This window comes from Sulfuritortus calidifontis (genome assembly GCF_003967275.1).
Classification (GTDB): Bacteria; Pseudomonadota; Gammaproteobacteria; order Burkholderiales; family Thiobacillaceae; genus Sulfuritortus; species Sulfuritortus calidifontis.
In genome coordinates this window covers 1,688,787-1,706,104 of sequence record NZ_AP018721.1, presented here as the reverse complement: position 1 = coordinate 1,706,104, position 17,318 = coordinate 1,688,787, and the positions used below count along the sequence as shown (strand labels likewise).

General features: G+C 66.6%; 16 protein-coding genes and 1 pseudogene. 5 read left to right on the top strand and 12 right to left on the bottom strand.

Annotated elements, in window-relative coordinates; genetic code table 11:
* Window positions 1-222 precede the first annotated feature (222 nt).
* The 4 genes from mnmC to hslO all read right to left on the bottom strand — a co-directional run bounded on the left by mnmC (window position 223) and on the right by hslO (window position 5,698).
* The gene (gene mnmC, locus EL388_RS08825) at window positions 223-2,145 is read right to left on the bottom strand and encodes a bifunctional tRNA (5-methylaminomethyl-2-thiouridine)(34)-methyltransferase MnmC2/FAD-dependent 5-carboxymethylaminomethyl-2-thiouridine(34) oxidoreductase MnmC1 (RefSeq protein WP_126462552.1); all 1,923 of its coding nucleotides are present in this window, start codon (window positions 2,143-2,145) and stop codon (window positions 223-225) included.
* A gap of 176 nt (window positions 2,146-2,321) precedes the next feature.
* Window positions 2,322-2,669 carry a diacylglycerol kinase family protein gene (locus EL388_RS08820; RefSeq protein WP_197721770.1) on the bottom strand — a complete coding sequence of 116 codons (348 nt, stop codon included), beginning with the start codon at window positions 2,667-2,669 and terminating at the stop codon, window positions 2,322-2,324.
* 1 nt (window position 2,670) lies between these two features.
* The gene (locus EL388_RS08815) at window positions 2,671-4,677 is read right to left on the bottom strand and encodes a putative bifunctional diguanylate cyclase/phosphodiesterase (protein ID WP_232019073.1); all 2,007 of its coding nucleotides are present in this window, start codon (window positions 4,675-4,677) and stop codon (window positions 2,671-2,673) included.
* A gap of 160 nt (window positions 4,678-4,837) precedes the next feature.
* Window positions 4,838-5,698: an Hsp33 family molecular chaperone HslO gene (gene hslO, locus EL388_RS08810; protein ID WP_172599392.1), complete on the bottom strand. Its 861-nt coding sequence runs from the start codon at window positions 5,696-5,698 to the stop codon at window positions 4,838-4,840.
* A gap of 95 nt (window positions 5,699-5,793) precedes the next feature.
* On the opposite strand from hslO, the gene EL388_RS08805 reads away from it, so the two are divergent.
* Window positions 5,794-6,642 (top strand): endonuclease/exonuclease/phosphatase family protein, encoded by an 849-nt coding sequence (locus tag EL388_RS08805; protein ID WP_126462543.1) that lies wholly within the window; start codon window positions 5,794-5,796, stop codon window positions 6,640-6,642.
* Here the strand turns inward: EL388_RS08805 and EL388_RS08800 are convergent, their stop codons facing one another.
* Both EL388_RS08800 and EL388_RS08795 read right to left on the bottom strand, forming a co-directional pair.
* Window positions 6,643-7,812, bottom strand: a complete 1,170-nt coding sequence (locus EL388_RS08800; protein WP_126462540.1) for a M20 aminoacylase family protein — start codon at window positions 7,810-7,812, stop codon at window positions 6,643-6,645.
* A 51-nt stretch (window positions 7,813-7,863) separates the two neighbouring features.
* Entirely contained in the window at window positions 7,864-8,970 is a 1,107-nt protein-coding gene (locus EL388_RS08795; protein WP_126462538.1) for an HD domain-containing phosphohydrolase, read from the bottom strand.
* 107 nt (window positions 8,971-9,077) lie between these two features.
* Between EL388_RS08795 and EL388_RS08790 the strand changes: the two genes are divergently transcribed.
* Window positions 9,078-9,983 (top strand): patatin-like phospholipase family protein, encoded by a 906-nt coding sequence (locus EL388_RS08790; protein ID WP_197721769.1) that lies wholly within the window; start codon window positions 9,078-9,080, stop codon window positions 9,981-9,983.
* Between the two features lie 75 nt (window positions 9,984-10,058).
* Here EL388_RS08790 and EL388_RS08785 read toward each other — a convergent pair whose 3' ends face one another.
* The 4 genes from EL388_RS08785 to EL388_RS08770 form a co-directional block, all read right to left on the bottom strand.
* The gene (locus EL388_RS08785) at window positions 10,059-10,262 is read right to left on the bottom strand and encodes a cold-shock protein (protein WP_126462535.1); all 204 of its coding nucleotides are present in this window, start codon (window positions 10,260-10,262) and stop codon (window positions 10,059-10,061) included.
* Window positions 10,263-10,461: 199 nt separating this feature from the next.
* The gene (locus EL388_RS08780; protein WP_126462532.1) at window positions 10,462-12,360 is read right to left on the bottom strand and encodes a flagellar assembly protein A; all 1,899 of its coding nucleotides are present in this window, start codon (window positions 12,358-12,360) and stop codon (window positions 10,462-10,464) included.
* Between the two features lie 187 nt (window positions 12,361-12,547).
* Window positions 12,548-12,952: a YchJ family protein gene (locus tag EL388_RS08775; RefSeq protein ID WP_126462529.1), complete on the bottom strand. Its 405-nt coding sequence runs from the start codon at window positions 12,950-12,952 to the stop codon at window positions 12,548-12,550.
* Window positions 12,953-12,961: 9 nt separating this feature from the next.
* Window positions 12,962-14,038, bottom strand: coding sequence for a thioredoxin family protein (locus EL388_RS08770; RefSeq protein WP_126462526.1), 1,077 nt, complete (start codon window positions 14,036-14,038; stop codon window positions 12,962-12,964).
* Between the two features lie 90 nt (window positions 14,039-14,128).
* Between EL388_RS08770 and EL388_RS08765 the strand changes: the two are divergent.
* From EL388_RS08765 to EL388_RS08755, 3 genes and pseudogenes are all read left to right on the top strand, one after another.
* Window positions 14,129-15,250, top strand: a pseudogene (locus tag EL388_RS08765) (PilT/PilU family type 4a pilus ATPase); the annotation flags it as partial.
* Between the two features lie 17 nt (window positions 15,251-15,267).
* Window positions 15,268-15,549 carry a hypothetical protein gene (locus EL388_RS08760; RefSeq protein ID WP_126462520.1) on the top strand — a complete coding sequence of 94 codons (282 nt, stop codon included), beginning with the start codon at window positions 15,268-15,270 and terminating at the stop codon, window positions 15,547-15,549.
* Between the two features lie 9 nt (window positions 15,550-15,558).
* Window positions 15,559-15,951: a hypothetical protein gene (locus EL388_RS08755; protein WP_126462517.1), complete on the top strand. Its 393-nt coding sequence runs from the start codon at window positions 15,559-15,561 to the stop codon at window positions 15,949-15,951.
* On the opposite strand, the gene EL388_RS08750 is transcribed toward EL388_RS08755, so the two are convergent.
* Entirely contained in the window at window positions 15,948-16,835 is an 888-nt protein-coding gene (locus tag EL388_RS08750) for a DMT family transporter (RefSeq protein WP_126462514.1), read from the bottom strand. The genes EL388_RS08755 and EL388_RS08750 overlap by 4 nt on opposite strands.
* A gap of 234 nt (window positions 16,836-17,069) precedes the next feature.
* Window positions 17,070-17,306: a DUF6812 domain-containing protein gene (locus EL388_RS08745; protein WP_126462511.1), complete on the bottom strand. Its 237-nt coding sequence runs from the start codon at window positions 17,304-17,306 to the stop codon at window positions 17,070-17,072.
* Window positions 17,307-17,318 lie beyond the last annotated feature (12 nt).

Sequence of the window (17,318 nt, the reverse complement as noted above, 5' to 3'; positions counted from 1 at the left end):
GCCTGCGCGGGAACGACGAAATCGGACTTTTTCAGGGGCTAGGAGCCTGTCGGACTTAATCCCCCATGCGCTTTGTCGGGGCAACCCGCAGGGCCGGCCCGCTGCGGGCGCATCGCCGCGTTGCGGGGCGCTTGTAGTGGCCCGCACTACGGCGCGCCCCGCCGCCTTGCGCTGCATCCCGCAGCGGGCCGGCGCGCACGGGGTGTTAAGTCCGACAGGCTCCTAGGCTTTTCCGCGGCGGCGCGCCCGCAGCAGGAAGCGGGCAGGGTCGATGGCGTCGAGCAGGTCCTTTTCCAGCGGCAGCGGGTCGCCGGCGATCTGGGCGGCGATCCGTTCCGCCGCCAGGGCGTGCCAGACCAGGCCGCGCGAGCCCAGGCCGAGCAGGGCGTAGAGGCCGGGCAGGCGCGGCAGGTCGGCCAGTCGGGCCCGGTGCGGGTCGAGTTGCGCGGTCGGGTCGGGCAGGGCGCCGGCGAGCGGCAGGCGGTCCGGCGCGACGGCGCGCAGGGCGACCCGGCCATCGAGGCCGGCGGCATCCATGCCTTGGGTCGAGCCCGGCAGCATCTGTTCCAGGCGCAGGAGGTTGCCCTCGCTGCTGGTGGCGCAGAGGGCGGGATTTTCTTCCAGCTCATACGAGGCCCCGGCGCAATGCCAACCGTCCAGTGCCGGCGTGGCATAGCCCTCGCGGGTTAAGGCCATCGGCAAAGAAGGCAACGTGCCTTCGGCGATGTGGCTGACCTGGCCGCGGATGCGGCGGATCGGCAGATGTTGGCTTTGGCCGAAGCGACGGGCCTCGGCGCCGCTGGCGAGGACCACGGTCTCGGCCCGCGCTAGCGCCTGCCCATGCTCATCGAGCACACGCCAGCCGGTTTCGCCGTGCTCCAGCGACAAGGCTTCTTGGGCAAAGTGCCGTTCGATCCGGTCCGGAAAACGCGCGAGATAGGCCCGGCACAGGCTGGGCGGGTTGGCGTGGCCGCCTTGCGGGAACAGCCAGGCACCGAGCGGCACCGGCCAGTCGATCAGGGCGCCGGCCTCGGCGGCGTCCAGCCAGCGCACGAACTCGGAGGGAAACCGGCGGGCGGCGATGATTTCGCGTTGCAGGGCCTCATGCGCCGGGTCGCGCGCGAGCTGCAGCACGCCCTGGGGGAACCATTTGAGCGGCAGGCCTTCGGCTTGCAGGGTGCGCCAGTGGTTCAGGGCGAACAGAAAGCAGGCGCGCGACAGGCGGGAGGCGATGTTGTCGTCGAGCGACAACATGGGCCGCACGATGCCGGCTAGATTGCCCGAGGCCTCCTGCGCAGGCGCCGCGTGACGCTCGATCAAGCTGACTTGCCAGCCGCGGGCGGCCAGGCGCTCGCTGACGGCGCAGCCGGCCAGGCCGCCTCCGATGACGATGGCTTTATTCTCCCCTCGCCCTCGGTGAGAGGGGGAGGGGTGAGTTTGGGCGAAGCGGCCCGCGAGCATCTCCCGCTTGCGCCCGAAGCCGGGGCGTTTTTCCGTGCGGAAGCCGACGCGGTCGAGGCCGTCGCGCACGGCGGCAGCGACGGTATAGGTCGCCAGGGTGGCGCCGGGCTTGGCCAGCCGGGCCAGCGCCTTGAATACGGGGGCGCACCAGAGCTCGGGGTTTTTGTCCGGGGCGAAGCCGTCGAGGTAGATGGCATCGACCTGGGCGAGGAGCTGGCGCAGCATGTGCTGGGCGTCGCCCAGCAGCAGGGTCAGGCAGACGGTGCCGTTGTCGAGATACAGCCGGTGAAAGCCCGGCACCAGGACCGGCCATTGGGCCAGCAGCGTCGCCGACAATTCGGCGAATTCGGGCCAGCGTCGGTGCAGGGCGGCAAGATCGGCCGCGCCGAAGGGATGCTTTTCCACCGAGATGAAGTCGAGCCGCGCGGCCCTTTGCGGGTCCTCGCGCCAGGCGGCCCAGGTGGCGAGGAAATTCAGGCCCAGGCCGAAGCCGGTCTCCAGGATGGTGAAGCGGGGCTGGCCCTGCCAGCGCCGGGGCAGGTCGTTGCCGGCCAGGAAGACATGGCGGGCCTGACCCAGGCCACCGTCGCTCGAATGGTAGATGTCGTCGAACTGCGCGGAGTAGGGCGTGCCGTTGGCGGCGAAGGCGAGCTGGGCGGGGACGAGCGGCGCATGGGCGGGCATGGCGCCATTTTAGCGAAGGGAAGTTGGTTCGGTCCGGGGGCATTGGGGTGTGGACCCTCTGCGCGCCGCTCACCCGAACCCTCTCCACAAAGAGGAGAGGGGATGTCTTGCTTGGAGGGCGGTGACTCCAACCCCCTCTCCCTTCCGGGGAGAGAATAGGGGTGAGGGGGTATTGGCTAGAGATGCGGCAGAAAGACGATGAGGCCGACGACGGCGGCGCCCAGGGCGGCGAGCAGCACGGCCGCGGCGGCGGCGTCCTTGGCCAGGGCGATGACCGGGTCGTGTTCGCGGCTGACCCGGTCGGCCAGGATTTCCAGCGCGGTGTTCATCGCCTCCAGGCCCAGGACCAGGGCGATGCAAAGCAGCAGGGCGGCCCATTCCCAGACGGCCAGGTCGAGCCAGGCAGCGGCCGCGATGACCAGCGGCGCGGCGAGAAAGAGATGGAGGCGGAAATTGCGCTGACTGGCGGCAAGGTGCGCGAGTCCGCGCCAGGCGAAAACGAAGCTGCGCAGCAAGCGGCGCATGTCAGCGCCCGGCATCCAGGGTATTCGACCAGTCCTGGCTCAGCATGGCGCCGATGTCCTTACCCGGCAGCGGGCGGCTGATCAGGTAGCCCTGGACCACGCGGCAGCCCAGCCTGCGCAGGGCGGCCAGTTGCTCGGCATCCTCGACGCCTTCGACCACGGTATCCAGGCCCAGGCTGTCGCTCAGGTTGATGATGGCCTGGGTGATGGCGGCGTCGATCGGCTGGCGGTGGATGTCCTTGATGAAGAAGCGGTCGATCTTGAGGGTGTCGACCGGGAAATGCTTGAGATGGGCGAGCGAGGAATAGCCGGTGCCGAAGTCGTCGACCGCGACGCGCACGCCCATTTGCTTGAGCTGCTGGATTCGGTCCACCGCCTGGCCGATATCCTGCATGAGGATGGTCTCGGTCAGTTCCAGATGCAGGTGCTCGGCGGGCAATCGGGTCTCGGCCAAGGCGGCCCGGATGAAATCGATCAGGTCCTCCTGCCAGAATTCCTTGCCCGATAGGTTGATCGCGACAGCCAGTCCGGCATGGCCCTCGGCAAGCCATTGGGCGCACTGCTTGCAGGCATCCAGCAGCAGCCGGCGGCCGAGTTCGACGATGATGCCGGTTTCTTCCAAAAGGTCGAGATAGCTGGCGGGTTCCACGGTGCCGCGCGTGGGATGGTGCCAACGCATCAGGGCCTCGACCACATGGATGCGGCCCGACTCCAGGTTGATCTGCGGTTGGTAGTAGGGCTGGAACTCGCCGCGTGAGATGCCTTGGCGTAGCTCGGTCTCCAGCTCCAGGCGCTTGGCGACCCGGGTGTTCATCTCGGTATCGAACATCTGGTAGCGATTGCGGCCGGCTTCCTTGGCGTGATACATGGCGGTATCGGCATGCTGCAGCAGGTCGTGCGGGCTGGTGCCGTCGTTGGGGCAGACGCTGATGCCGATGCTGCAGGTGACATACAGGTCGCGGTCGGCGATCTGATAGGTGCGGGTGACCGCCTCCATCACCTTGTCGGCGACATGGAGAATCTGGCTGATCTTTTCCGCGTCGGTGACGACCACCACGAACTCATCGCCGCCCAGGCGGGATACGATGTCCTCGCTGCGCACCGTTGTTCGCAGCCGATCGGCGATATGGCGGATGAGTGTGTCGCCGGCGGCATGGCCCAGGGTGTCGTTCACCAGCTTGAAGCGGTCGAGGTCGATGAACATCACCCCGACCATGAACTTGTGCCGCAAGGCGCGGGCAATGGCCTGTTCCAGCCGGCCCATGAGCAGCATGCGGTTGGGCAGTTGGGTGAGGCTGTCGTGGGTGGCGAGATGCTCGCGCTCACGCCCGGCCCGCCGGGTGTAGTGGACCACGATGCCGGCCACGACCAGGCCGATGAGCAAGGCCGCGGTCGAGAGCAGGAAAATCCAGTTCCGCGCCGCGGCATGTTCCTGCTTCGCCTGCTCGATGGCGGTGTCCGCCGTCTGGCGGGTCATCTCGTCGAGCCTCGACAGGATATCGAGCACGGTGCTCTGGGCCGGGATGGCCTCCTGCACCAGCATGCGCTTGGCGCCCTCCCGGTCGCCGGCCATGGCCAGTTCGAAGGTGCGCTCGGCGAGCTGGTAGGACTTGCTGGTGGCCACACCCTGCGCATCGAGCAAGGTGCGCTCGGCCGGGGTCAGGGGCAGGGCGGCGAAGCGGCTGCGGGCCGCCACGAAATCGGAAGCCATTTGGTTGAAATGGGTATATTCCGCATCCTGTTCGAAGGGGTCCTCCAGGACGGTGACCCGGACGATGCTCGCGGTACGTTCGCGCACCGCCGTATGCATGGTTTTGGACAGATCGAGTTTGAGGATTTGTTGCTCGGAAATCGTCTTGAGCCGGTTCTCCGCAGTGCGTAGCTCCCTGATGCCGACATAGGCGACGAACAGGATCAGCAGGATCTGGACGAAGAAGCCCGCGGCCAGCCCCACTTCCCAGTCCGGGCTGAGGATGGGGCGGTGGTGCGGGTCGCCGGTCTTAGGCAAGGCGGCTCCAGAAGGAGTGGGCATCGTTGCTGCGCATGCAGTCTCGGTCAGTCGTCATGGCATGGTCTGACCCATTGTATTGGGCCACTGGAGGGACGCTTACAGTTTAGACGGCCTGCCTGACAGGACCCAAGGGTTTGTGCCCTCAGCGCAACATGGCTCAGCTTGTCCTGAATAACTCGGCGATCTCGTCCGGGCTGAAGCGATACCTATGGTTGCAGATATCGTCGTGGATCACGATCTCGCCATGCTCTTGGAGCACGGCCTCGCATTCGGCCTGGCCCAGCGAGCGCAGCATGTCGCGTACCTTGTCCCGGTTCTCCGGGCAGTGGTAGGCCACCGGCCGCGGGTCGAACACCCGGATGTCCTCCTCCGGGAACAAGCGGCTCAGCAGTTGCACCGGCGGCAGGCCCAGCAGCTCCGCCGGCTTCACGGTATCGGCCAGCAGCTGCACCCGGTTCCAGCCATCGGGGTCCTTCTGGTCGGCGCTGGGCAGCTTCTGCAGGAACAGGCCGGCGGTGCATTCGCCTGATGCGGCCAGCAGCAGACGGGTCGGCAGCTGCTCCGAACGGTTGAGGTAGTGCTCGAAGGTTGTGGCGACGCTGTCGCCGTCGAGCGGCACGATGCTCTGATAGGGCTGGCTCATGGCGGCGATGTCGAGGGTCAGCGCCAGCCGGCCGTGGCCGAGCAGTTCGGGTACGGCCGCAGCCGCGAGCTGCGGCCGGGCGCGGGCCATGCCGCGCAGGCGCAACTGCTCGTCGCAGTCGAGCACCAGCAGGTCGACCGGGCCCGAGCCTTTTAGCTGGAAGGTCATGCGCCCCGCCTGCTTGAGATTGGCGGCGATGAGCGCGGTCACGGCGGTCATCTCGCCCAGGAGCTGCATCACCGGCTCGGCATAGCCACGGCCCGCCAGCATCTGCCGCCAGGCCTCGTGCAGCTGGATGCAGGCGCCGCGGATGTCGATGGCCTCGAAAAGAAAGGGGCGGACCAGGTCGCGCGGGGGGTCGAAACGTTCGGACAAGGGGGGCTCCGGGCGGGGGATCGCAATGGCGACATTTTATCGGTTCAGGGGGCGTACCGGATTGCCGGCTATGCTGAAGCAGGAGGTTTAAGGCGATGCGCTTGCTGACTTGGAACATCCAGTGGGGCCGCGGCATGGACGGCCGGGTCGATCTCGAGCGCATGGCTGCGCTCATTCGCAGCCATGGGGCATTCGACGTGATCTGCCTGCAGGAGGTGGCAGTGAATTTCGCCGAGCTGCCGGGCAGCCGGGGCGAGGACGGGGTGGCCGAAGTGCGCCGGCTGTTCCCTGAACATGAGCTGATCTACGCCCCTGCGGTCGATCTGCCGGCGGCCGGCGGCGGCCGTCGTCTGTTCGGCAATGCCATCCTGTCGCGGCTGCCGGTGCTGCAGGTCTTCCGCCACCTCCTGCCCTGGCCGGCCGAGGCCGGCGTACCCAGCATGCAGCGGGTCCTGCTCGAGATCGTGGTGGTGGCGGATTTCGGCCTGATCCGGGTGCTGACCACGCACCTGGAGTACTACTCGGCCCGCCAGCGGCTGGCCCAGATCGAGGCGATCCGCGGCCTGCATCGAACGGCCTGCGCCCACGCCCGCCTGGCCCGGCCGGGCGAAGAAGGCGGCGGGCCGTTCGATGCCCTGCCGAGGCCGGCCTCGGCCATCTTCTGCGGCGACATGAACAGCGGGCCGGAGGCACCGGAACGCGCCCGCCTGCTGGAACCGTTCGAGGCCGGCGAGCCGGCCTTCGTCGATGCCTGGCAGGTGGTGCATCCGGGCCAGCTGCATGCGCCGACCGCCGGCATCCATCCGGTCGACTGGCTGGAGGCGCCTGCCTGCTACGACTTCGTCTATGTCACCGAGGATCTGGCCGGCCGCCTGGTCGCTTGCGCGGTAGATGACGAAACCGCGGCCTCGGACCACCAGCCGGTGTGGATCGAACTGGGTTGATCAGGCCTTGGCCAGCAGGTGCTCGACCAGGCGCACCCAATAGCTGGCGCCCAGGGTGAGGATGTCGTCGTTGAAGTCGTAATGCGGGTTGTGCAGCATGCAGCCGCCTTCGCCCAGGCCGTTGCCGATCCAGACATAGCAGCCGGGCTTTTCCTTCAGCATGTAGGCGAAGTCTTCCGCCCCCATCGAGGGCCTGAGGTCGGTGCGGGCATTGGGCTCGCCGACCAGCTGCGCGATCACGCGGCGGCAGGTCTCGGCCTCGGCCGTGGTGTTCACCGTCGGCGGATAGCCGCGCCGATAGTCGAGCGCGACCTGCACCCCATGGGCGGCGCCGATGCCGGCGCAGATGCGTTCCATTGCCGCCTCGGCCTGATCCTGTACCTCGGGCCGGAAGGCGCGCACGGTGCCGCCCAGGGTCACCACGTCCGGGATCACGTTGTAGGCCTCGCCCGCCTGGAACCGGGTGATGCTGAGCACCACGGCGTCGAGCGGGTCGACGTTGCGCGAGACCACGCCTTGCAGGGCCTGCACCAGGGCGGCGCCGGCCACCACCGGGTCGAAACCCTGATGCGGCATGGCGGCATGGGCGCCGTGGCCGCGGAGGGTGATGTCGAACTGGTCGGCGCAGGCCATGACCGGGCCGCTGTGGATGGCGAATTGCCCGGCCGGCAGGCCAGGCCAGTTGTGCATGCCGAACACGCGCTCGACCGGGAAACGCTCGAACAGGCCCTCTTCGATCATCACTCGGGCGCCGCCCACGGTCTCCTCGGCCGGCTGGAAGATGAAGGCCACGCTGCCGTCGAATGATTTGGTTTCGGCCAGATGCTCGGCGGCCGCCAGCAGCATGGCGGTATGGCCGTCGTGGCCGCAGGCGTGCATCTTGCCGTCGTGCTTCGAGCGGTGGGGGAAGAGGTTCTGTTCCTGGATCGGCAGGGCGTCCATGTCGGCGCGCAGGCCGATCATGCGCGGGCTGTCGCCGCATTTGAGCAGGCCGATCACGCCGGTGCCGGCCAGGCCGCGGTGCACCTCGATGCCGGCCGCGCTCAGGGTCCGGGCGACCAGCTCGCTGGTGCGTGCCTCCTCGAAGGAGAGTTCCGGGTGGGCGTGCAGTTCATGGCGCAGCGCGATCAGGCGTTCGCGCTTTTGGTGAAGGCGGTCGATGACGGACATGGGCAATGCGGCGAATCAAAAACACACCTTACCACGAGGTGCGGGGAAAACTCACTCCCCCAGCATGCTGCGGATCACGCTGTTGAACGGCGCGATCCACTCCGCGGCGAACTGCTGCTCGGCGGCATTGATCTCGGCCGCCGCCCGCAGCATGGAGCGGGCGGGGCCGCGGTGGCCCTGCTTGAGCATCACCGCCTCGAAGGCATCGACGATGGCCATCAGCTTGGCGCCGGGGCAGATCTGCTCGGCCTTGAGCCCGGCCGGGTAGCCGCGGCCATCCGGCTTTTCGTGATGCTGGGCGACGATGCTCACGGCCTCGTCCCAGCCCGGCATGCGGGCGAGCAGGCCGGCCGCGTAGTCGGTGTGCCGCTGCAGCAGCGATCGCTCCGTCGGGCTCAGACTGCCCGGCTTCAGCCAGACCGATTCTGGCAGGAACATCATGCCGACATCGTGCAGATAGACCGCCACCTCCAGCTGCAAGGGATCGACTGGCTTGCCGGCCGCCTCGTTGATCGAATGGGCCAGCTGCAGGTTGCGCGCGGTGCGGCCGTAGAACAGGGGCGAGCGCTGTTCGAGCTGCAAGGCGAGCGAACGGAAGAACAGGAGATCGCCGGTGCGGTTGTCGGCGGCCGCCTCCATGGCGGCAAGCGGGATGACGGCCGGGGTGGCGGCATGCACCGCCGGACGGAAGCCGGCGACGTGCTCGATCAGGTCCTGGGCAACCATGTCGATCTCGCCCGGCTCGGCCCGGGCCAGGTCGCTCAGGCCCTGGATCACCTGCTCGAACTTGATGTGCGCGGTCGGCTTGTTGTTGAGTAGTGCGCCGACCATCAGCTCGAGCCGGTCATAGGCCAAGAGCAGGGTCTCGGCCAGCAGCTCGGTGATGTGGATCTCGCCGCTGCGCAGCCGGCCCAGGATCGATTCGAGCTGATGGGCCAGCTCGTCGCCCAGCTGGAAGCGGCAGAGCCGGGCATCGCCTTTCAAATTGTGGAACAGCCGGAACAACTCGGTCACCGGCTTCGGGTCGCGCGGATTCTCCCGCAGGTGGGCGATCTCGCGCTCGACGACGTGGGCGTTTTCGCTGATCGTGTCGAAATAGTCGTGCAAGACCTCTCGATCCAGGCCTTGCTCGGTGACCCAGTCGTCCAGGATGCCCATGCTGCCCTCATGATGGTTTCGGCGTGAGACCTGCCTTGTATCACTGTTCCGGCGATTTGGGTACTTGGGCTATGCTAACGGCCGTTTTTGCCTGGATATCCCTGTTGATGCCTTCCCCGTCTTCCACCCTGCGCCGGCGCCTGTGCCTGGCCCTGCCTGCCTTGCTGCTCTCGGCTTGCGCCCCGGTGCTGGTCGAGCCGCCCAAGCCGCGCCCTGTGCGCATCGGTCTGGCCCTGGGCGGCGGCGCCGCCCGCGGTTTCGCCCACATCGGCGCGATCAAGGTGCTCGAGGCCAACGGCATCGTGCCCGACCTGATCTGCGGCACCAGCGCCGGCAGCGTGATCGGCGCCCTCTATGCCGCCGGCTATTCCGGCTACCAACTGCACGAGCTGGCGCTGAAGATGGACGAGAACGAGATCGCCGACTGGGCCGTGCCCTTTCTCGGCCAGTACGGCGGGGTGATCAAGGGCGAGGCCCTGCAGAACTACGTCAACCGCATGGTGCGCAACCGGCCGATCGAGCAATTGGCACGGCCGCTCGGCATCGTGGCCACCGACTTGCAGACCGGCAAGGCCATCGTCTTTCGCCGGGGCAACACCGGCATGGCCGTGCGCGCCTCCTCCAGCGTGCCCGGTGTGTTCCAGCCGGTGCGCATCGGCGGCAAGGACTATGTCGACGGCGGCCTGGTGGCGCCGGTGCCGGTGCGGCTTGCGCGCGAGATGGGGGCGGACTTCGTCATCGCCATCGACATCTCCACGCGCCCGGCCGAACAGCAGGTCTCCGGTACGGTCGGCACCATCCTGCAGACCACGGCGATCATGGGCCAGGCGATCAAGCGGCAGGAGCTGCAGGAGGCCGAGGCCCTGATCCAGCCGGTGATGCCGGAGGTGAAGTCGATCGACTTCGATGCCCGGCATGCGGCCATCCTCGCCGGCGAACGGGCGGCGCAGGCCGTGTTGCCGGCACTCAAGGCAAAACTGCAACAAAGACGGGAAATGGGAGGCGCGCCTTAGCGCGAAGGGATGATACGGAGCGAGCGCCCATAAAAAAACCGGGGCCGAAGCCCCGGTTTTCAAAATCTAGGTCGGTTATGCGGCCTGGATGTTGGAGGCCTGCTTGCCCTTGGGACCCTGGACGATCTCGAAGGAGACGCGCTGGCCATCCTTCAGGGTCTTGAAGCCGCTCATGTTGATAGCGGAGAAGTGGGCGAACACGTCCTCACCGCCGCCGTCGGGGGTGATGAAGCCGAAGCCCTTGGTCTCGTTGAACCATTTCACGGTACCAGTTGCCATTGAATCAATCCTTAATCAAAACGATAAAAAACCGGGTTGCCCCAGCGGTACAGCATGTTCGCATCTCAAGGTGGCATCTGGCTGTGACCATACTGCTTACAGCTTGAAACCAAACACAGTTCGCCTTATACGCGGTTGGCAAAATGCGGTCAACCGGAAATTGTGGCAGAAAATTTCCGGCCAAATAATTGCTGGATAGTCAGGCGGGATTGGTGAATTGCCAGTCGAGGCTGCCGATGTCGTTGGCGAACAATTTCTCGCCGACCCCGGCTTCGCGCAGACGGGCGCGCAATTGCGCGGCCGGCAGGTCGCCGATCGAAGGCTCGTCGGTCTGGAGCGAGACGGTGCGCACCAGGGTTTCGCCGTCGACGGCGGCGAGCTGGCAGCCGATGCTGCTGACCATGGCCTGATGCGCCTGATGCAGCTGCCCGATCTGCCGATCCAGCTCTTCCAGTTGATTGCGACCGGCCAGCATCTGCTGCCGGGCGATCTGCAATTGCTGCAGCGGTTGCATCACCTTGGCCTGCAATCGCTGGAAGTCCGCCTTCTGTTCGGGCGTCAGGCTGATCTCGCCGGCCTTGAGCTTCTGCTGCACATTGAGAAAGGTCTTCAGCGCCGGCTGATTGGTTAGCGTCTGCACCTCCAGGCTCTTGTTCTTGATCAGGCTGGCGGCGTCCGACTTGGCCTGGTTCAGTTCCGCCATCTGCTGCTCGTACAGGGCGGCGTTGGGTACCAGGATATTGACCAGGGTCTCCACCCCCCGTCTGGCCCGGCTCATGTCGATCCGCACCTGACTGGCGGCGATGGCGCAGCCCTCGGCCAGTTCGATATAGAGTTCGTCGGCGTAGATGTCGCAGGCCACGGCATGTTTGATCCGCACCGAGCGACCGATGATGACTGAGCTGTCGACGTAGTTCAGTTCGATCTCGCCGCCCTTGGCCTCGATCGTCGCACGCGAGGCGTTGCCCTCGACGCTGATGCTGCCGCCTGGGCTTCTGGCCGAGCCGCCGGAGAGATTGCTCTTGATCACGATCCGGCCGCCATCCGACAGGATGTTGCCGAAGACGTTGTTCATGAAGGTCATGTGCCTGCCCTTGACCTCCCGCTGCTCCTGCACCTCGCCATGCTCCTCGTATTCGTCGCACTTGAAGCTGACGTCGCCCGTGGTGCGCAGGCTGACGCCTTCCTTGTTGATGATCTTCTCGGTCACCGAAAGCTGGTGGGTGTCGGTGTCGAGATTGAGGAAACCGTCCATCGCGGCGACGATGTAGTCGCCCTCTTTGCTGCTGTCGATGCGGGTACCGGGACCGGCGAGGGTGGTGATGTCGAAGTCCTCTGGCAACTCCGGTTCGAGCACCTGGCCTGCCACGTCGCGGCCGGCTTTGCCCAGCACTCGCCGGACCTTCATCATCAGGCGGGTGCCGGCCTTGACCTGGGGAAAGCGGTTGCTGAAGCTACGCAGGTCGATGCGGCCGTCGGGCAGTTTTTTCGGCGCGTCGCTGCGATGCAGGGCGTCGGTCTTCTCGACCACGCTGGCATCGGTGCCGGGTGTGGGCGGCAGCATCCGGGCGATGGCCACCCGCTCGGGCCTGTTCTTCTGGATATTGGCCTTGATCGCGGCGGCATCGAGACCGAAGCGCAGGCCCTTGTCCCAGGCGGCGGCGATGAATTCGTCGAAGTCCAGCTGGGTGGCCTGGGCGATCTCGCGCTGGCGGCCACCGGCCATGGCCTCGCCTGATTCAGATTCCTCGGCGGCGACATCGATGATCAGGGGCTCGAAGAAATATTCCGCCGAGGCGCCATCCTCGTCGAGCTTGAAGCCACGATAGAGCGGGCGCCGGGCCTCGGCAAAGGGCGCGATGTCCGTGGCCAGGAACAACTCCGGTTTCTTGCCGGCCTGTTCGAACTGGCGCCGCGTCTGTTCGAGCGCCTCGGCATCGTAGAGCAGCTTGTGGAAGTTGGCATAATCGAGACCGCGGAACAGCAGGCCACCGCCGAATACCCGCTCGACGAATTTGCGGAAATCCTCGCCCGGTTCGAGCACGGCCAGATCGACCTCAAGACCCCGTTCGGTACGGCGAACGAAGCCCGGCAACATGAATATGTCGCCCGCTGGGGAGTCGGCTGGGTCTTGAGTCGTGTCGGTCACTGTTTGGCGATATCAGGAGGAAGTGGCCCGGATGACCGGTTATCGGACAGAAACTTAGCAGAGTTTAGCGGGATGGCCGGGTTTGCCGGCTGCCGCCGGCGGGGCGGCAGTCAGGGTTGTCGCAATCTTGCGCGGCTCAGGTCCCCCGGAACTCGCCGTCCCGGTAATACCAGCGGCCGTCGATGCGCTCGAACCGGCTGCACTCGTGCAGGCGGTGGCCGCGGCCGCCGACCTTGTAGCGGGCGACGAATTCGACCGTGGCATGGTCGGTGTCGAGCGGGGCGTGCCGCTTGACCTCCAGGCCCAGCCATTTCGGCACCGGCGGCTCGGCCAGATCGAGCGTGGCCGGCCGGGTGTCCGGGTGCCAGCTGGCGAGCAGGTAGTCCGGTTTCAGCAGCACATAGGCGGTATAGCGCGAGCGCATCAGGGCCTCGGCATCGGGCGGGCTGGCATTGCCTTCCAAATAGCGGCCGCAGCAGGCCGCCAGGGCACGACCCGAGCCGCAGGGGCAGAGGGGATCGCTGGTCTTGGTCTGTTTCATCAGTCGATTTTACTTCTGGCCGGCGGGCTCGTCGGCCAGGCGCCAGATGTCGACGTCCTGGCCGGTGGCGCGGATGGCGCTGGCCTTGGCCTCGAGATAGCGCTGGAAACTGGGTTCCTTCTTGTAGGCGCCGCTTTCCACATAGCTGAAGATCCCCTGGACGTGGAAGACCTTGAAGAAGGCCTCGGCCCGGATGACCTCGCGGCCTGCCGGGTCGAACAACACCAGGGTGGGCGCGTATTTCACGTCGAGCGCACGGGCCCATTCCCGCGCCGTGGTCCGGCGGCCGTCGGGCAGGGTTACCGGCTCGTTGCCCCACATATTGAGCTGAATGGCGTGGAACTTGCCGATCACCTGCCGGGTGGCGGCATCGGGCAGCACCCTGCCGTGCAGCTCGTCGCAGGCCGGGCAATCCTTCTGCTCGAAGAACACGGCGAGCGGCCGGCCGCTCGTCGCCTGGCGCGTGAGATCGAAAGGCGCGGGACGGAAGAAGTCCTCGCGATGCATCTCGCCTCTGGCCGGCGCCGGCTCGTGGGCCGCGGCATAGTCGCGGTAGCTCATGGCTGTTTCCTGGCGCTGGCCGACATAGTCGAGCGCAGCCTTGAACCGGGCCGGCGGCAGGTAGCCATTCAGCCGCAGGATCATCCGGCCGGCCTCGTCGAAGAACAGGATGGTCGGGGTGAACTGCACCTTGTTCGCGGCGGCGAAGCTCTTCTCGGTGTAGGCCTTGCCGTCGAGGCCGGTGACCTCGCGGTCGCCCCACATGTTGAGCGCCACTACGTCGAACCGCTCGCGCATCGCCGTTTCGATCGCCTTCTGGCTGAGGTTGCGCTCGACCAGGATATTGCAATAAGGGCAATTGTCCTGATGGAAGATGATCATCACCCGCTTGCCGGTGGCGCTTGCCTCGGCGATGTCTTCCCTGAGGTCGAGAAAGCTGTGCTTGAACCAGGCCGGGTATTCGGTGGCCATGGCGCCGAGAAACTGGCCCCGCTTCGCGGTGGGTTCGGCGGCCAAGGCGGGCAGTCCCAGGAACAGGCTGAACAGGGCGGGCCAGACACGGGTGGCGAGGTGCGCGATAGGCATGTGCGGTCTCCATCCTTTTTTGTTTGGGCTAGATATTAGTCCAACTGCGCGCCGCCGAGTTCTGCGCTATCTTGAACAAAAGATGAGGGGAGTGTCATGTCCGCAATCACCCAACTGCTGCAGGCGATGGTCCAGAAGCAGGCCTCCGACCTGTTCTTCACCGCCGGGGCGCCGGTCGGCATCAAGGTCGCCGGCATCGTCCACCCCATCGCCATGCCCGATCTCACCGCCGATGGCGTCAAGCAGCTGGCCTACGAGCTGATGGACGCCGAGCGCATCCGCCAGTTCGAGTCGCGCAACGAGCTGAACTTCGGCTACAGCCAGGAGGGCGTCGGCCGCTTCCGGGTCAACCTCTACCGCCAGCGCGGCAGCGTCGCCATGGTCATCCGCCGGCTGTCCGCCACCGTGCCCGATCTGGCCGAACTCGGCCTGCCGCCCATCCTGGGTCATCTGGCGCTGGAGAAGCACGGCCTGCTCCTGGTCGTGGGCGCTACCGGCTCGGGCAAGTCGACCACCATGGCCGCCATGCTCGAGCACCGCAATGCCAATATGCCGGGCCACATCCTCACCGTGGAAGACCCGATCGAAATCGTCTTTCAACGCAAGCAGTCGGTGATCAGCCAGCGCGAGATCGGGGCCGACACCGATTCCTACGACAGCGCCCTGACCAACGCCCTGCGCGAGGCCCCGGACATGATCATGATCGGCGAGACCCGCGACCGCGAGACCATGCGCCACGTCATCAACTACGCCAACACCGGCCAGCTCTGCCTGTCCTCGTTGCACGCGATCAACAGCCACCAGGCGCTCACCCGCATCGTCAACTTCTTCCCGCTCGAGCAGCGCAACACCATCCTGTTCGACTTGGCCTCCTGCCTGGTCGCCATCGTCGCCCAGCGCCTGGTGCGCACGGTCGACGGCCAGCGGGTGGCGGCGCTGGAGATCTTCGTCGCCGACCCCGGCATGAAGCAGCTCATCCGCGAAGGCCGGCTGGATGAGATCAAGCAGCGCATGGAAGAACACCTGATGGGCGAGGCGCAGACCTTCGACCAGGCCCTGGCCCAGCTCTACCGCGATGGCCGCATCAGCTACGACGTGGCCGAGGAGAACGCCGATTCGCCGCGCCAGTTCCATCTGTTGATCCACGGCGAGCAGGCAGTCGCGGCCGAGCCCAGCGTGCTGCCGCCGCTGCCGGGCGATTTGCCGACCTGATATGAGGAGGAAAGATCGTGGCAACAGTCAGGCAATGCAGCACCTGTCGGATCGGCCCGGGCGGCGCGTCCTGGGCCAATGCCAGCACCAATCTCGACAACTACAGCAGCCGTTGTGCCCATGTCCGGGACAACGATGCCGTGCAGGTCGGCCGCTGCATGTACGGCGAGCTCGATCCGCCGGCACCTTGCGGCACCTGCCAGTTCGGCCTTGGCGTCAATCTGATGCAGGGCTGCCCGCAGAACCTGAATGGCGCCTGCGTGAACGCCAATTTCCAGACTTACGCGCGTCGACCTTGAGGTGACATCATGGGCATCGAATTCGACAAGTGGCTGAACAACCTGCCGCAACTGGCGGTGAAGTTCGTCGGCATGCAGCAATTGATGAGCCAGCCCAATCCGGGGCCGGCCGCCGTGCAGGCCTGGCAGGAATTGATGGCGGCGCGGGACGCGGCCTTGAGCGAGGCGGAGATCGAGTACCGGAGCATTCCGGAGAACGCCCCGCCCTATAGCTATCCCTGGCTCGACCGGTTCATTCGCCAGGCCCGCTCCATCGATGCCAGCTATCCGGGTTCGGGTGCCTATCTGCAGCCGGTGGCCCGTAGCTTCCTCGATCTGGCGAGATTCAAGCTCGCCAGCGGCGCCCAGGGCGACTGGCGCAGCGTTGTCAACGACCTCGAATCCCTGGTCAACAACCTCTAGTTGCCCGGCAGCCGAGCGTTCAGCCAGCGCTCGCCCCACTGGTGCAGGCTCAGGCCGCCGATGATGGCGGCCGTGCCCAGCCAGACCTGGCCGCTCACCGCCTCGCCGTCCAGGCCGTGGCCGAGCAGCAGGGCCAGTACCGGCGTGACCAGGGTGATCAGGGCCACCCGGCCGGCTTCCATGTGCTTGATCATGTAGTAGTAGAGGACGAAGCCCACCACCGAGCCGAAGGTGGCGAGGTAGACGATGGCGAGCGCCGCCCGCTCCGGCAGGGCGGCCGGCCACTGGCCGTCGCTCAGCAGCCAGACCGCGAAGAAGCCAGGCAGGGCAACCAGCAGCGAGCCCAGGTTCACCGCGACCGGCGAGCTGTCGTCGCCGATGCGCTTGATCCAGACCAGGCCGAGCGACTGCAGCAGCACGGCGCCGAGCAGGGCGGCGATGCCGGCCAGGGCATGGGGGCCGACGGCCAGGCTGTCGCGGAAGACCAGGGCGAGACCGGCGATGCCGAGCAGCATGCCGGCGAGCTTGGCCGGGCTCAGTGCCTTCTCCTCAAGCCAATAGGCGGCGGCGATACCGGTGATCAGCGGTGACAGGCCGAACAGCACCGAGATCAGCCCCGAGCTGATGTACTGCGCCGACCAGTAGGTCAGGCTCATCGCGCCGAACAGGCTGAGGCCGCCGGCCAGATAGGTCTGCACCGCCTTGCGGTGGCGCGGCAGGCCGATGCGCAGCGCCGCGGCCAGGACCAGGCTCAAGAGCACGCCCAGCGCCATGCGCGAGAACACGGCGAAGCTCGGGCCGGCGCCGAGCGCGCTCCATTTGATGGCCAGGGGCGTGGTCGACCAGATCGCGATCACCGACAGAAACGAGGCCGGTAATGACATCGTAAGCTCCAGGTTGGACGGGCTGAAAACGAAAAGGCCACAGCGGGTGTCTGTGGCCTTTTCGGAAACGGGGGCGTTCGCTGCTTAGCGGTTTCGTCTCCAGGCCGCAGACGGCATGCCGTGTCCTGCGCGCGGGCGCAGGGCGATTCGGGCGGCGGGGTGGGCGAACGAAATCATGGCTCGATTATTCGGACGCGACCGCGGTGCTGTCAACCCGGCACCGGCTCCGGGCGCTCAGTCTTCCGGCGTCACCACCTGGATGTGGGCGCGACTGACGTTGACGAAGGGCGAGGTGAACACCTTGCGGCTGGCGGCGACCTCCCAGACCTCGGCCTCGGTCACCGCGATGAACTCGCGCGCCTCAAGCAGGTAATCGGTCACCCGGGCGCCCGGGATGAGGTCGATGTGGCCGGTGATCCGGTAGGTCTCGGTCAGGATGGTCACGCGGGTCTTGCTGGCTTCCGTCGCCATGTCAGGCTCTCC

What these genes read in the sequence shown, in the direction of transcription:
- EL388_RS08780 (WP_126462532.1), bottom strand. Translation starts at nt 12,360, where the DNA reads ATGTTGCCGGGCTTCGTTCGCCGTACCGAACGGGGTCTTGAGGTCGAT.
- EL388_RS08820 (WP_197721770.1), bottom strand. Translation starts at nt 2,669, where the DNA reads ATGCGCCGCTTGCTGCGCAGCTTCGTTTTCGCCTGGCGCGGACTCGCG.
- EL388_RS08775 (WP_126462529.1), bottom strand. Translation starts at nt 12,952, where the DNA reads ATGAAACAGACCAAGACCAGCGATCCCCTCTGCCCCTGCGGCTCGGGT.
- EL388_RS08795 (WP_126462538.1), bottom strand. Translation starts at nt 8,970, where the DNA reads ATGGGCATCCTGGACGACTGGGTCACCGAGCAAGGCCTGGATCGAGAG.
- mnmC (WP_126462552.1), bottom strand. Translation starts at nt 2,145, where the DNA reads ATGCCCGCCCATGCGCCGCTCGTCCCCGCCCAGCTCGCCTTCGCCGCC.
- EL388_RS08750 (WP_126462514.1), bottom strand. Translation starts at nt 16,835, where the DNA reads ATGTCATTACCGGCCTCGTTTCTGTCGGTGATCGCGATCTGGTCGACC.
- EL388_RS08770 (WP_126462526.1), bottom strand. Translation starts at nt 14,038, where the DNA reads ATGCCTATCGCGCACCTCGCCACCCGTGTCTGGCCCGCCCTGTTCAGC.
- EL388_RS08800 (WP_126462540.1), bottom strand. Translation starts at nt 7,812, where the DNA reads ATGTCCGTCATCGACCGCCTTCACCAAAAGCGCGAACGCCTGATCGCG.
- EL388_RS08790 (WP_197721769.1), top strand. Translation starts at nt 9,078, where the DNA reads ATGCCTTCCCCGTCTTCCACCCTGCGCCGGCGCCTGTGCCTGGCCCTG.
- EL388_RS08755 (WP_126462517.1), top strand. Translation starts at nt 15,559, where the DNA reads ATGGGCATCGAATTCGACAAGTGGCTGAACAACCTGCCGCAACTGGCG.
- EL388_RS08745 (WP_126462511.1), bottom strand. Translation starts at nt 17,306, where the DNA reads ATGGCGACGGAAGCCAGCAAGACCCGCGTGACCATCCTGACCGAGACC.
- EL388_RS08785 (WP_126462535.1), bottom strand. Translation starts at nt 10,262, where the DNA reads ATGGCAACTGGTACCGTGAAATGGTTCAACGAGACCAAGGGCTTCGGC.
- EL388_RS08805 (WP_126462543.1), top strand. Translation starts at nt 5,794, where the DNA reads ATGCGCTTGCTGACTTGGAACATCCAGTGGGGCCGCGGCATGGACGGC.